Source organism: Curtobacterium sp. MCPF17_018 (assembly GCF_003234135.1).
In the GTDB taxonomy this organism is placed as follows: Bacteria; Actinomycetota; Actinomycetes; order Actinomycetales; family Microbacteriaceae; genus Curtobacterium; species Curtobacterium flaccumfaciens.
The window spans coordinates 270,846-284,404 of the sequence record NZ_QKSJ01000002.1; the positions used below are offsets into that span (position 1 = coordinate 270,846).

12 protein-coding genes are annotated in these 13,559 nt (G+C 70.8%); 11 read left to right on the forward strand and 1 reads right to left on the reverse strand.

Annotation, left to right across the window (positions count from 1 at the left end; translation table 11 throughout):
- The first annotated feature begins 60 nt into the window (after positions 1 to 60).
- From DEJ27_RS03915 to DEJ27_RS03965, 11 genes are all read left to right on the forward strand, one after another.
- Positions 61 to 1,581, forward strand: coding sequence for an ABC transporter ATP-binding protein (locus DEJ27_RS03915; RefSeq protein ID WP_110861298.1), 1,521 nt, complete (start codon positions 61 to 63; stop codon positions 1,579 to 1,581).
- Positions 1,578 to 2,945: an ABC transporter permease gene (locus DEJ27_RS03920; protein ID WP_181430086.1), complete on the forward strand. Its 1,368-nt coding sequence runs from the start codon at positions 1,578 to 1,580 to the stop codon at positions 2,943 to 2,945. Before DEJ27_RS03915 ends, DEJ27_RS03920 begins: the two co-directional genes overlap by 4 nt.
- Positions 2,942 to 4,231, forward strand: coding sequence for an ABC transporter permease (locus tag DEJ27_RS03925; RefSeq protein WP_110861296.1), 1,290 nt, complete (start codon positions 2,942 to 2,944; stop codon positions 4,229 to 4,231). The genes DEJ27_RS03920 and DEJ27_RS03925 overlap by 4 nt, the downstream gene beginning before the upstream one ends.
- A gap of 19 nt (positions 4,232 to 4,250) precedes the next feature.
- Positions 4,251 to 4,733, forward strand: coding sequence for a cytidine deaminase (locus tag DEJ27_RS03930; protein WP_110861294.1), 483 nt, complete (start codon positions 4,251 to 4,253; stop codon positions 4,731 to 4,733).
- Between the two features lies 1 nt (position 4,734).
- On the forward strand, positions 4,735 to 6,033 hold the full coding sequence (locus tag DEJ27_RS03935; RefSeq protein WP_110861291.1) for a thymidine phosphorylase: 1,299 nt from the start codon (positions 4,735 to 4,737) through the stop codon (positions 6,031 to 6,033).
- A gap of 120 nt (positions 6,034 to 6,153) precedes the next feature.
- A complete protein-coding gene (locus DEJ27_RS03940; RefSeq protein WP_111090368.1) occupies positions 6,154 to 7,266 on the forward strand; it encodes an adenosine deaminase in 1,113 nt (370 codons plus the stop codon).
- A gap of 3 nt (positions 7,267 to 7,269) precedes the next feature.
- The gene (locus tag DEJ27_RS03945; protein ID WP_110861286.1) at positions 7,270 to 7,716 is read left to right on the forward strand and encodes a PTS sugar transporter subunit IIA; all 447 of its coding nucleotides are present in this window, start codon (positions 7,270 to 7,272) and stop codon (positions 7,714 to 7,716) included.
- Positions 7,713 to 7,991 (forward strand): PTS sugar transporter subunit IIB, encoded by a 279-nt coding sequence (locus DEJ27_RS03950; RefSeq protein WP_027466460.1) that lies wholly within the window; start codon positions 7,713 to 7,715, stop codon positions 7,989 to 7,991. The genes DEJ27_RS03945 and DEJ27_RS03950 overlap by 4 nt, the downstream gene beginning before the upstream one ends.
- A gap of 29 nt (positions 7,992 to 8,020) precedes the next feature.
- Complete coding sequence (locus DEJ27_RS03955; RefSeq protein WP_111090369.1) at positions 8,021 to 8,863, forward strand: purine-nucleoside phosphorylase; 843 nt, start codon at positions 8,021 to 8,023, stop codon at positions 8,861 to 8,863.
- Entirely contained in the window at positions 8,860 to 10,524 is a 1,665-nt protein-coding gene (locus DEJ27_RS03960; RefSeq protein ID WP_111090370.1) for a phospho-sugar mutase, read from the forward strand. Before DEJ27_RS03955 ends, DEJ27_RS03960 begins: the two co-directional genes overlap by 4 nt.
- Positions 10,525 to 10,577: 53 nt before the next feature.
- Positions 10,578 to 11,624, forward strand: coding sequence for a hypothetical protein (locus DEJ27_RS03965; protein WP_146244646.1), 1,047 nt, complete (start codon positions 10,578 to 10,580; stop codon positions 11,622 to 11,624).
- Positions 11,625 to 11,712: 88 nt separating this feature from the next.
- Here DEJ27_RS03965 and DEJ27_RS03970 read toward each other — a convergent pair whose 3' ends face one another.
- On the reverse strand, positions 11,713 to 13,497 hold the full coding sequence (locus DEJ27_RS03970) for a biotin carboxylase N-terminal domain-containing protein (protein ID WP_111090372.1): 1,785 nt from the start codon (positions 13,495 to 13,497) through the stop codon (positions 11,713 to 11,715).
- Between the last annotated feature and the right edge of the window lie 62 nt (positions 13,498 to 13,559).

Consider the following 13,559-nt stretch of genomic DNA (forward strand, 5'->3'; position numbering starts at 1 on the left):
GGGTGCACGCGACACCGTGCGCCCGCGTGGCGCGCGCGAGACAGAAATAGACTCCCGAACATGAAGCTCGAACTCCGCGGCATCACCAAGCGGTTCGGCGCCCTGGTCGCCAACGACCACATCTCGCTCACCGTCGAGCCGGGTGAGGTCCACTGCCTCCTGGGTGAGAACGGCGCCGGCAAGTCCACCCTGATGAACGTCCTGTACGGCCTGTACGACGCCGACGAGGGCGAGATCCTGCTCGACGATGTGGTGCAGGACTTCGACGGCCCCGGTGACGCCATGCGCGCCGGCATCGGCATGGTGCACCAGCACTTCATGCTCGTGCCCGTGTTCACCGTCGCCGAGAACGTCATGCTGGGGCAGGAGCAGACCACCTTCGGCGGGCGGCTCGACCTGGCCGGTGCCCGCAAGCGCGTGCAGGAGATCTCCGACCGCTTCGGGTTCGACGTCGATCCCGACGCCAAGGTCGAGGACCTGCCCGTCGGCGTGCAGCAGCGCGTCGAGATCATCAAGGCGCTGTCCCGCGACGCCTCAGTGCTGGTGTTCGACGAGCCGACGGCCGTCCTCACCCCGCAGGAGACCGACGAGCTGATGGGCATCATGCGCCAGCTCCGCGAAGCCGGCACCGCGATCGTCTTCATCACCCACAAGCTCCGCGAGGTGCGCGAGGTCGCCGACCGCATCACGGTCATCCGTCTCGGCAAGGTCGTCGGCGAGGCTTCGCCGACCGCCACGAACAACGAGCTGGCCGCCCTGATGGTCGGCCGTGCCGTCTCGCTCGTGGTCGACAAGGAACCCTCGACCGGCGGCGACGACGCCCTGCTCGTCGAGCACCTCACCGTCACCGACCCGTCCGGCATCGTGCTCGTCGACGACGTCTCCTTCACGGTGCGTCGCGGCGAGGTCCTGGCGATCGCCGGGGTGCAGGGCAACGGGCAGACCGAGCTCACCGAGGCGATCATGGGCCTCGAGCCCGCCCACGCCGGCCGGATCACCCTGGACGGCAAGGAACTCACCGGCCGGAGCGTCAAGCAGGTGCTCGACGCGGGCGTCGGCTTCGTCCCCGAGGACCGCAAGGAGGACGGCCTGGTCGGCGAGTTCACCATCGCCGAGAACCTGATGCTCGACCGGGCCGACCACGCCGAGTTCGTCCGCGCCGGTACGATCCGGTCGGCGGAACGCGACGCCTTCGCCGACGAGAAGATCGCCGAGTTCGACATCCGCACGCCCGGTCGCACCACCGCGGCCGGTCGGCTGTCCGGCGGGAACCAGCAGAAGATCGTCCTGGCGCGCGAACTGAGCCGTGAACTCCGGCTGTTCGTCGCCGCGCAGCCCACCCGCGGCATCGACGTCGGCTCGATCGAGTTCGTCCACAAGCGCATCGTCGCCACCCGCGACACCGGTGTGCCGGTCATCGTCGTCTCCACCGAGCTCGACGAGGTCGTCGCCCTGGCCGACCGCATCGCCGTGATGTACCGCGGCGGCATCGTCGGCATCGTCCCCGCGACCACCCCCCGCGACGTCCTCGGCCTCATGATGGCCGGGGAGATCCCCGAAGGAACGGAGCTGGCAGCGTGACCACCCCACCGCCAGACAACACGCAGCAGCCGGTGCCGGCTGCGCACGGCACCGCGGACGCCCCGCTCACCGACGACCGTCTGCAGGAGGTCGAGTCGACCCCGCACCTGATGACGGACTCGGCAGAGGACACCGAACGCCGCAACGGAGCCGGTGGTGACCGCTGGCAGGCCGCCCTGCAGGGGATCCTGAACGGGTCCGTGCTCGTCACGGTGCTCGCCGTCGTCCTCGCGCTGGTCGCCTGCGGCATCCTCATCGCGGTGACGGACGAGAACGTCCGTGCCACCGCCGGGTACTTCTTCGCCCGCCCGACGGACATGCTCCAGGCGGTCGGCACCGCGGTCGGCGGCGCGTACGCCTCGCTGTTCCAGGGCTCGGTGTTCAACTTCGGCGCGGAGTCCTTCCAGCAGGCGATCGGGCCGCTCACGCGCTCCGTCGACTACTCGGTGCCGCTCATCGCCGCCGGGCTCGGGATCGCGCTGTCGTTCCGCGCCGGGCTGTTCAACATCGGCGGCCAGGGCCAGATCCTGATGGGCGCCGCTGCCGCCGGGTGGGTCGGGTTCTCGTTCGACGGGCCGGCCGCGATCCACATCCCGCTCACGATCATCGCCGGCATCGTCGGCGGCGCGGTCTGGGGTGGCATCGTCGGGGTGCTCAAGGCCCGGACGGGTGCGAACGAGGTGGTCGTCACGATCATGCTCAACTACGTCGCGCTCTACCTGGTGAGCTACCTGCTCCGCACCCCGGGCCTGCTGCAGGCCCCCGGCAGCAGCAACCCGATCTCGCCCGCCACGAAGGAGAGCGCGCTCCTGCCGCAGCTCTTCGGCGTGCGGTACGGCGTGGACCTCGGGTTCGTCGTCGCGATCATCGCGGTCGTCGTCGTCTGGTGGCTCGTCAACAAGTCATCGCTCGGCTTCCGGTTCCGCACGATCGGTGAGAACCCCCGTGCCGCCCGCGTGGCCGGCATGAGCGTCCCGTCGCTGACCATCTGGGTGATGCTGATCTCCGGTGCCCTGGTCGGCATCGCCGGCGCCTACCAGGTGCAGGGCGCCGTCACGTCGGGCTTCACCTCGGGCATCGACGCCGGCATCGGCTTCGACGCCATCACCGTGGCCCTGCTCGGCCGCTCCAAGCCGTGGGGCGTCTTCTGGGCGGCCATCCTGTTCGGCGTGCTGAAGAACGGTGGCTACGCCATGCAGGCCGCCAACGGCATCCCGATCGACATCGTCGGGGTCATCCAGGCCCTCATCGTCCTCTTCATCGCGGCGCCGCCGCTCGTCCGCGCGATCTTCCGGATCCCGCAGCCGGGTGCACGCAAGCGCACGAAGACGAGCAAGACCAGCAAGAAGGCGGTCGCCGCATGAGCACCATCAGCCCCACCGCGGCCCCCGCGTCGCCGCTCGCGGACCGTCCGGTCGAGTCCACCAGGAGCTGGAAGCTCCCGATCGGGTACGGCGTGTTCACGCTCATCGCGATCGTGCTGTTCGGCCTGCTGCCGCGTTCCGGCACCACCACGTTCCGCCTCGCGAACGCCGGTGACTTCTTCGCGCTGCCGAACGTCCCGCTGCCCGCGCTCGGGACGGGCATCGTCGTCATCGTCCTGCTCGCGATCCTGACCGTGTACGCGTTCATCGAGACGCGGGCGCTCCGCCGGGTCCCGCTGTGGGTCACGTCGGTGTTCGCGGTCGTCTTCGTCATCGGGTTCCTGACCTGGGCCGCTGCCGGTTCGTCCCTGCCGATCCCCGGCCTGCTGCTCGGCGCGCTGAGCCTGAGCGTCCCGCTCGTGTTCGGTGCCCTCGGCGGCGTCATCTCCGAGCGGGTCGGCGTGGTGAACATCGCGATCGAGGGGCAGTTCCTCGCCGGTGCGTTCAGCTCCGCGATGGTCGCGTCGATCACCGGGTCGCCCTGGGTCGGCCTCGTCGCCGCGCTCGTCGCCGGCATGCTCGTGTCGTTCGTCCTCGCGGCGTTCAGCATCAAGTACCTGGTCGACCAGGTCATCGTCGGTGTCGTGATCAACGCGTTCATCTCCGGCCTGACCGGCTTCCTGTACTCGCAGGTGCTCTCCCCGAACGAGGAGACCCTGAACATCGGCATCCGGTTCCCGAAGGTCGAGATCCCGCTGCTGCACCAGATCCCGGTCATCGGTCCGGTGTTCTTCGAGCAGACGGTCGTCGTCTACCTGGCCTACATCGCCGTGGCCGTCGTCACCTTCGGTCTGTTCAAGACCCGCTGGGGCCTGCGGCTCCGCGCGGTCGGCGAGCACCCGCAGGCCGCCGACACGGTGGGCATCAACGTCACGAGCACCCGGTTCTGGAACGTCTCCCTCGCCGGTGCGATCGCCGGTCTCGGTGGGGCGTACTTCACCCTCGACGCGGTCGGGCCGTTCACGAAGGACATGACCGCGGGCGCCGGCTACATCGCCCTGGCCGCCGTCATCTTCGGCCGGTGGGACCCGATCAAGGCGACGCTCGCGGCGCTGCTGTTCGGCTTCGCGTCGAACCTGCAGAACACGCTCGGAGCGATCGACTCACCCGTGCCCAGCGAGTTCCTGCTGATGCTGCCGTACGTGGTGACGATCTTCGCCGTGGCCGGCCTGGTCGGGCAGTCGCGCGGCCCCGCCGCGTCCGGCAAGCCCTACATCAAGAGCTGACGGCCTGGAGGCACGACACATGACCGACACGCAGCAACCAGGTGACCAGGCGGTCACCGCCACCGACCCGACGGACGCCGCCACGGGCCTCCCGGCCGACGACGTGGACTGGGGCGCCCTGCGGGACGCCGCCACGGCCGCGATGCGGCGCGCCTACGCGCCGTACTCGTCGTTCCCGGTGGGCGCCGCGGCGCTCACCGACGACGGCCGGATCGTCTCCGGCTGCAACATCGAGAACGCGAGCTACGGAGTGACGCTCTGCGCGGAGTGCTCCCTCGTGTCGCAGCTGCACATGACCGGTGGCGGCAAGCTCGTCGCGTTCACGTGCGTTGACGGCGACGGGGCGACCCTGATGCCGTGCGGCCGCTGCCGTCAGCTGCTGTTCGAGCACTCGACCGAGGGCATGCTCCTCGAGACGCTCTCCGGTGTCCGCACCATCGACGAGGTCCTGCCGGACGCCTTCGGGCCCCGGACCCTCGCCACCTACCAGCAGGAGCACTGACATGGCCGTCGAGCCGTTCGACACCGTCGACCTCATCCGCACGAAGCGCTCCGGCGGGGCCCTGAGCACCGCCGAGGTCGACTGGCTCGTCGACGCGTACACCCGCGGGTACGTCGAGGACCCGCAGATGGCCGCGATGGCGATGGCGATCTTCCTGAACGGGATGGAGCGGCGCGAGATCAAGGACCTCACGCTCGCGATGATCGCGTCGGGGGAGCGGATGTCGTTCTCGTCGCTCGGCAAGACGACGGTCGACAAGCACTCCACCGGCGGGGTCGGCGACAAGATCACCCTGCCGCTGGCACCCCTGGTGGCGTCGTTCGGCGTGGCGGTGCCGCAGCTGTCCGGCCGCGGACTCGGCCACACCGGCGGCACGCTCGACAAGCTCGAGTCGATCCCCGGGTGGCAGGCGTCCATCACGAACGACCGCATGATGCAGGTGCTGCAGGACGTCGGCGCGGTCATCTGCGCCGCTGGGTCCGGCCTGGCCCCCGCGGACAAGAAGCTCTACGCGCTCCGCGACATCACCGGCACGGTCGAGTGCATCCCGCTCATCGCGTCGAGCATCATGTCGAAGAAGATCGCCGAGGGCACCGGTGCGCTCGTGCTCGACGTCAAGTTCGGGTCCGGCGCGTTCATGCCGACGTACGAGGCGTCCCGTGAGCTCGCACAGACCATGGTCGACCTCGGCAACGACGCCGGGGTCGCGACCTCGGCCCTGCTGACCGACATGGAGGTCCCGCTCGGGCTGACGATCGGCAACGCCCTCGAGGTGCGGGAGTCGGTCGAGGTGCTCGCCGGCGGAGGCCCCGCCGACGTCGTCGAGCTGACCGTGGCGCTCGCGACCGAGATGCTCACGCTGGCCGGACTGCCCGACGCCGACCCCGCAGCGGCGCTCGCGGACGGCCGCGCCATGGACACCTGGCGTCGGATGATCGAGGCGCAGGGTGGGGACCCGTCCGCCGCGTTGCCCGTGGCCCGCGAACAGCACGTCGTCACCGCTCCGACGTCGGGGGTCCTCACGCAGCAGGACGCGCTGCCGTTCGGCGTCTCGGCCTGGCGGCTCGGGGCCGGTCGTGCCCGCGCGCAGGACCCGGTGCAGGCAGGTGCGGGCATCGAGCTCCACGCCAAGCCGGGGGACACCGTGACCGAGGGGCAGCCGCTCTGGACGCTGCACTCCGACGACGCGTCGCGGATCCCGCGCGCGCTGGAGTCGCTCGAGGGTGCGTGGACCATCGGCCCGGCGGACTCTGCCACTGCGGCACGTGGGCCGATCGTGCGCGAGCGCATCGGGTCCTGAACCCGGCCGCGCGACCGACCGGAGGCTCCCTGCACACCTGTGGGGAGCCTCCAGTGTCTTCCGCTGTGGGTTGTGCACAGGTGCCTGCGCGGCGGCGGTGACCACCGATAGCCTGGGGGCATGAGCGCCGACGCCCCGACCTACCGCCTGCCCGACGCCGGGGCGGTCATCAACGACCTGCCGAAGGTCTCGCTGCACGACCACCTCGACGGCGGTCTGCGTCCCGCGACCATCATCGAGCTCGCAGCCTCGGCGGGTGTGTCGCTCCCCACCACCGACCCGGCCGAGCTCGGGCAGTGGTTCGCCGACCAGTCGAACTCCGGCTCCCTGGTCGAGTACCTGAAGACGTTCGACGTCACCACGTCGGTGATGCAGACCGCACCGCAGCTCACCCGGATCGCCCGCGAGTTCGTCGAGGACCTGGTCGCCGACTGCGTCGTCTACGGCGAGGTCCGCTGGGCGCCGGAGCAGCACCTGCAGGGTGGGCTGACCCTCGACCAGACGGTGGAGGCCGTGCAGGCCGGCATCGAGGAAGCCGTCGACGCCGCCGGTGGGCGCATCCGCGTCGGCCAGCTCGTCACCGCGATGCGGCACGCCGACCGGTCGCTCGAGATCGCCGAGCTCGCCGTCCGCCACCGTGACGCCGGGGTCGTCGGCTTCGACATCGCCGGTGCCGAGGCCGGGTTCCCCGCCTCGAACCACCGCGCCGCCTTCGACTACCTGGCGTCCGAACTGTTCCCCGTCACCGTGCACGCGGGGGAGGCCGACGGGCTCGCCTCCATCAGGTCCGCCCTCGTCGACGGTCGGGCGCTCCGCCTCGGGCACGGCGTCCGCATCTTCGAGGACGTCGCCCTGTCCGACGCCGGGGACGGCTCGACGCTGGCCTCGCTGGGCGAGGTCGCCTCGTGGGTCCGTGACCGCGAGATCCCGCTCGAGGTCTCGCCGTCGTCCAACCTGCAGACCGGGGCGATCGCCGCGTGGGGCGACGACCTCGCCGACCACCCGTTCGACGTGCTCTACCAGCTCGGCTTCCGCGTCACGGTGAACACCGACAACCGCCTGATGAGCGGGACCTCGCTGTCGAAGGAACTCGCGTTGCTCGCGGGCACGTTCGGGTACGACCTCGACGACCTGGCCGCGTTCCAGATCAACGCCGCGCTCGGGTCGTTCCTGCCGCTCGAGGACCGCGAGGAGATCATCGCCACCATCACGGCCGGGTACCAGGAGGCCTGACGCATGGGACTGCCACCGCTGCCGGACACCGCCGTCCTCCTCGGTGTGGACGCGCCCGCGTGGCGTGACGCGATGCGCCTGGTCGGCGGTGCGCTCGTCGCCTCGGGCGCCACGACCGACGAGTACACCGACGCCATGATCGGCATGGTCGAGGAGCACGGGCCGTACATCGTCATCTCGCCGGGGCTCGCGTTCGCGCACGCCCGGCCGGGTGGTGCCGTCGTGCGGGACGGACTCGCGATCGTGACGCTCGCGTCGCCGGTGGCGTTCGGACACCCGCACAACGACCCCGTCCGTGTGGTGCTCGGGCTCGCGGTGGCCGAGGTCGGCACCCACCTGGAGTCGATCGGCGAGATCGCGAACCTGTTCAACGACGCCACCGTGACCGGGCGGATCGCGGCGGCGACCACGGCGGACGAGGTCCGCTCGATCATGGGGGTCTCCGCGTGAAGATCGTGACCATCTGCGGCGCCGGCATCGGGTCGAGCGGCATCCTGAAGGTGAACGCCGAGAAGGCGCTCGACGCCCTCGGGCTCTCGGCGTCCGTCGTCGCGGCGGACGTCGCCTCCGTGCGGGACGTCTCGGACGACGCCAACGTGATCCTGACGAGTCAGGAGTTCGTCGAGGCGATCGGCGACACCTACGCCGAGGTCATCGTCATCGCGAACCACTTCGACCAGGGCGAGATCACGGCGGCGGTGGACCGGGCGCTCGGCGAGCACTGAGCGCTCAGTCCGCCCTTTAGAGTTGGGGCATGAGCACCGAGAACCCGCTGAACGACCCCGCTGCCGACCCGTTCGAGGTCGCGCGGGACGCCGCAGCCGCCATCGCCGAACAGTCCGGCATCGAGCGGCACGACATCGCCCTGACCCTCGGCTCGGGCTGGGGCAAGGCCGCCGACATCATCGGTGAGACCGTGTCCGAGATACCGGCCGAGCAGGTCCCCGGGTTCAGCGCCTCGGCCGTCCCCGGACACTCCGGCACGATCCGGTCGATCCGCCTCGCCGACGGCCGCCACGCGCTCGTCATCGGTGCCCGCACCCACTACTACGAGGGCCACGGGGTCCGTCGGGTCGTGCACAGCGTCCGCACGGCGGCGGCGACCGGTGCCTCGATCATGGTGCTGACCAACGGTGCCGGCGGCATCAAGGAGCACTGGACCCCGGGCACCCCGGTGCTCATCAGCGACCACATCAACCTGACCGCGGACAGCCCGCTCGAGGGCGCGACGTTCATCGACCTCACCGACCTGTACTCGGCGCGGCTGCGCTCGGTCGCGAAGTCCGTCGACCCGTCCCTCGACGAGGGCGTCTACACGCAGTTCCGCGGCCCGCACTACGAGACCCCGGCCGAGGTCCAGATGGCGAAGACCATCGGCGGGCACATCGTCGGCATGTCCACCGCGCTCGAAGCCATCGCCGCCCGTCAGGCCGGCATGGAGGTCCTCGGGTTCTCGCTCATCACGAACCTCGCCGCGGGCATCCAGAAGACCCCGTTGTCGCACACCGAGGTGCTCGAGGCCGGCAAGCAGGCCGAGCCGGTGATCGCCGACCTGCTCGCACGCGTGGTCGCCGCACTCGGGCAGCCGGCATCGTGAAGCTCGACCTCGACCAGGTGCTCGGCACCGCGCGGGCGTGGCTGGCGCAGGACCCCGACCCGGAGACCCGCGACGAGCTGGCCGCGGCGATCGACGCGGCGGCCGACGGTGACGGTCCCGCTGTCCGGGCGCTCGCCGAGCGGTTCGACGGCCGGCTGCAGTTCGGCACCGCCGGACTCCGCGCGGAGCTCGGCTGGGGCCCGCTGCGCATGAACCGGGTCGTCGTGACCCAGGCTGCTGCGGGGCTCGCACGGTTCCTCATCGACACCGGTCGCTCGCGCAGCGTCGTGATCGGGTACGACGGGCGGGTGAACTCGGACGTCTTCGCACGCGATTCGGCCGAGGTCATGCGCGGCCTCGGGCTCGAGGTCACCCTGCTGCCCTCGGCCCTGCCGACACCGGTGCTCGCGTTCGCCGTCCGGCACCTCGACGTCGGTGCCGGCGTCATGGTCACCGCGAGCCACAACCCGCCGCGGGACAACGGGTACAAGGTCTACCTCGGTCAGGACGACGACGGCTCGCAGATCGTGCCGCCCGTCGACGGCGAGATCGCGGACGCCATCGACGCCGTCGCCGCCGGGTCGGTGACGGAGCTGCCGCGCGACACGGACTACACCGTGGCGTCGGCGGGCCTGCTCGATGCCTACGTGGCCGCCACGGCCGCGATCGTGCCCGCTCCGGCACTTGGTCTCGATGAGCAGCCGAAGGTCGTCTACACGGCGATGCACGGCGTCGGGTGGGAGACCGCTCGCGCGGTGTTCGCCGCCGCCGGGTTCGCCGAGCCGGCCGTCGTGCCGGAGCAGATCGAGCCGGACGGTGCGTTCCCGACGGTGTCGTTCCCGAACCCCGAGGAGCCGGGTGCGATGGACCTGGCGATCGCCCGCGGTCTCGCCGTGAGCGCCGACCTGGTGATCGCGAACGACCCCGACGCCGACCGGCTCGCCCTCGCGATCCCGGACGGATCCGGTTCCTTCCGTCGGCTGTCGGGCAACGAGGTCGGCTGGCTGCTCGGGTGGCGGGCCGCCGCACGGGCGTCGGAGTCCGGCGCGACCGGCACCCTCGCCGCCTCGATCGTCTCGTCGCCGGCGTTGGCTCGGGTGGCTGCACGCCACGGGCTGGGGTACCGCGACACCCTGACCGGCTTCAAGTGGGTGTCGCGGGTGCCCGAGCTGCTGTTCGGGTACGAAGAGGCCCTGGGCTACCTGGTCGACCCGTCGGTCGTCCGCGACAAGGACGGCATCTCGGCTGCGCTGGAGCTGCTGTCCCTCGCCGACGAGCTCGCCGCGTCGGGCTCGACCATCGCCGACCACCTCGAGGCCTTCGCCGCCGAGTTCGGGGCGTTCGCCTCGGGGCAGGTCGCGACCCGCGTCGACGACCTGGCGCGCATCGGCGAGATCATGGCGTCGCTCCGGTCCACGCCGCCGACGACGCTGGGTGGGCTCGACGTGCACACGGTGACGGACTACTCCGACGGGGTGGCGGGCTTCCCGCCCTCGGACATCCTGCGCTACGACCTGTCCGGCGACGCCCGGGTGATCGTCCGCCCGAGCGGGACCGAGCCCAAGGTGAAGGTCTACATCGACACCGTCGCGGACACCCCCGCCGAGGCTCAGCGCCTGGTCGACGCCCTCGCCGACTCGGTGCGCCCCCTGGTGTCGTAGGGCGTCGGTCCGCAAAACACCGGTGTTCGCGCTCTGAACACCCGCACAACGCGGTGCAGAGCGCGAACACCGGTGTTTTGCTGTTCCTCCACAGGGGGGTGGGGGAGCGAGGGCCGCCAACAAGGAGGGGACCGCCGTCGTGTGGGCCGTGCGGGAGCCGTGACGGTGGGGCCATGGCTCACATCACGGTGTTCGGCGCGGCTCCGGGCGATCCCGATCCGAGAGCGCACCGACGGCTCGCGGATGCCGCTCGCCGCGGGACCCTCATCCGCCTGACGGCCGGCCGGTACGTCGACCGAGACGCGTTCGAAGCAGCGAGTGCAGCGGAGCGCCATCGTGCACGGGTCGAAGCGGTCGCGCCGAACATCCACCCCGCCCTCGTGATCTCCCACGAGTCGGCTGTGGCGATGCTCGGACTCCCGTGGCTCGGGGAGTTCCCGGAGCACGTCGTCGCCACCGATCCGCGTCGAGCCACCGGTCAACGTCGCGCCCATCTCCAGAAGGTCGGAGGGGCGGGTCGCCCCATCGCTTGTGCGAGCGTCGGCGGACTGCCCGTCACGACTCTCGTGGTCACCGGGGTCGACGTCGCGCTCCGAGCGTCGTTCCGCACTGCGGTGGTCGTGTTGGACGCGGTGCTGGCCCGAGGAGTGGCGCAGGTAGCGCTGCTCGCCGAACTGCGCAGTCGGGAGCCTCGTCCGCGGGCGTCCACCCGCGCGCGACGCGCGATCGAGTTCGCAGACGCGGCTGCTGACTCACCGGGTGAGTCAGTGGCGCGGCTGTGTTGGGCGGAAGCGGGGTTCCCGGCGCCGGTGCTGCAGCAGGAGTTCCGCGATGCGGCCGGCCTGATCGGCCGGGTGGACTTCTGGTTCGAGGACGCCGGCGTCGTCGTGGAGTTCGACGGGCTGGTCAAGTACCGTGACCGAACGATGCGCGCTGGTCGATCCCCTGAGCGCGTCGTCATCGACGAGAAGCTCCGAGAGGACCGGCTCCGTGCGCACCGCCACGTCCGCAGGGTCGTCCGCGTGACGTGGCCGGACGTGGAGCCGGGCGGCAACGGCCCCGTGGCACTCGAGGCAGCCGGAGTGCATCGTGTTCGATGAAGCAAAACACCGGTGTTCACGAGTCGAACCGCGGTGTGCGCGTGTTCAACCGGCGAACACCGGTGTTTTGCGAGAAGGAGCGCCCGCGCTACGCGAGCTCGAGCAGCACGTGACCGGAGGAGACCGTCTGGCCGACCGGGGCGTTCAAGCCGGTGACGACGCCGTCCTTGTGGGCCTGCACGGGCTGCTCCATCTTCATGGCCTCGAGCACGACGAGCAGGTCGCCCTTCACCACGGTGTCACCCTCGGCGACCGCGAGCTTCACCACGGTGGCCTGCATCGGCGACGCCACCGACGACCCGGACTTCGCCAGGCCCCCGCGGACCGCCGACGAACGGCGCTTCGGGGGAGCGGAGGGGCCGGTGGGACGACGACCGGCGACACCGCCGACAGCACCGCCACCGACGATCGACGGCATGGTGACCTCGATGCGCTTGCCCTGCACCTCGACCACGACCGAGTCGCGCGCAGCCGGCGCCGGCAGCTCCTCGGGGGAGCCGCTCCACGCCGGGATCTCGTTGACGAAGTCGGTCTCGATCCACTGCGTGTAGACGCTGAACGGCTCGTCGTCGGCCGTCGCGAACGCCGGGTCCGACACCACGGCACGGTGGAAGGGGAGCACGGTCGGCAGGCCGGTGACCTCGAACTCGGCGAGTGCACGACGCGAACGCTCCAGCGCCTCGGCACGGGTGGCGCCGGTGACGATCAGCTTCGCGAGCATCGAGTCGAACGAGCCGGACACCACGTCACCGGAGACGACGCCCGAGTCGACACGCACGCCGGGGCCGGACGGCGCGTTGAACGCGTGCACCGGGCCGGGCGCGGGGAAGAAGTTGCGACCCGGGTCCTCGCCGTTGATGCGGAACTCGAACGAGTGTCCCCGCGGTGCGGGGTCCGAGTAGTCGAGCACGCCGCCCTCGGCGATGCGGAACTGCTCGCGCACCAGGTCGATGCCGGTGACCTCTTCGGAGACGCAGTGCTCGACCTGCAGGCGGGTGTTCACCTCGAGGAACGACACGGTGCCGTCGGCGCCGATGAGGAACTCGCAGGTGCCGGCACCGACGTAGCCGACCTCGCGCAGGATCGCCTTCGACGACTCGTACAGTGCGGTCTGCTGCTCGGGCGTCAGGTAGGGCGCCGGAGCTTCCTCGACGAGCTTCTGGTGGCGTCGCTGCAGCGAGCAGTCGCGGGTGGAGACCACGACGACGTTACCGTGCTCGTCAGCCAGGCACTGGGTCTCGACGTGGCGCGGCTTGTCCAGGTACTTCTCGACGAAGCACTCGCCGCGACCGAACGCGGCGATCGCCTCACGCGTGGCGGACTCGAAGAGCTCCTCGACCGAGGCACGGTCGCGGACGACCTTCAGACCACGACCGCCGCCACCGAACGCCGCCTTGATCGCGACGGGCAAACCGACCTGGTCGACGAAGTCGAAGACCTCGGAGACGTCCTGCACGGGCTCGATGGTGCCGGGGGCGAGCGGTGCGCCCACCTTCTCGGCGACGTGGCGCGCGGAGACCTTGTCGCCGAGGCGCTCGATCGACGCAGGCGACGGGCCGATCCAGATGAGCCCGGCATCGATGACGGCGCGGGCGAAGTCGGCGTTCTCGGCGAGGAACCCGTAGCCCGGGTGCACGGCGTCCGCGCCGGAGCGGCGGGCGACCGAGATGATCTTGTCGATGACGAGGTACGTGTCGGCGCTCGTGGTGCCGTTCAGCGCGTAGGCCTCGTCGGCGAGGCGGGCGTGCAGGGCGTCACGGTCCTGGTCGGCGTAGACCGCGACCGATGCCTTGCCCGCGTCGCGGGCCGCGCGGATGATGCGGACGGCGATCTCGCCGCGGTTCGCGATGAGGACCTTGCTGATACGGGGCATGACACATCAGCGTATTCGTGCGGCGGGAGTGCGTTTTGACTGGCACCCACAAAGAACCACCC

Bases quoted from the DNA above. Each gene is read 5' to 3' on its own strand.
- DEJ27_RS03945 (WP_110861286.1), top strand. From the start codon at position 7,270: ATGGGACTGCCACCGCTGCCGGACACCGCCGTCCTCCTCGGTGTGGAC.
- DEJ27_RS03935 (WP_110861291.1), top strand. From the start codon at position 4,735: ATGGCCGTCGAGCCGTTCGACACCGTCGACCTCATCCGCACGAAGCGC.
- DEJ27_RS03930 (WP_110861294.1), top strand. From the start codon at position 4,251: ATGACCGACACGCAGCAACCAGGTGACCAGGCGGTCACCGCCACCGAC.
- DEJ27_RS03915 (WP_110861298.1), top strand. From the start codon at position 61: ATGAAGCTCGAACTCCGCGGCATCACCAAGCGGTTCGGCGCCCTGGTC.
- DEJ27_RS03940 (WP_111090368.1), top strand. From the start codon at position 6,154: ATGAGCGCCGACGCCCCGACCTACCGCCTGCCCGACGCCGGGGCGGTC.
- DEJ27_RS03925 (WP_110861296.1), top strand. From the start codon at position 2,942: ATGAGCACCATCAGCCCCACCGCGGCCCCCGCGTCGCCGCTCGCGGAC.
- DEJ27_RS03955 (WP_111090369.1), top strand. From the start codon at position 8,021: ATGAGCACCGAGAACCCGCTGAACGACCCCGCTGCCGACCCGTTCGAG.
- DEJ27_RS03970 (WP_111090372.1), bottom strand. From the start codon at position 13,497: ATGCCCCGTATCAGCAAGGTCCTCATCGCGAACCGCGGCGAGATCGCC.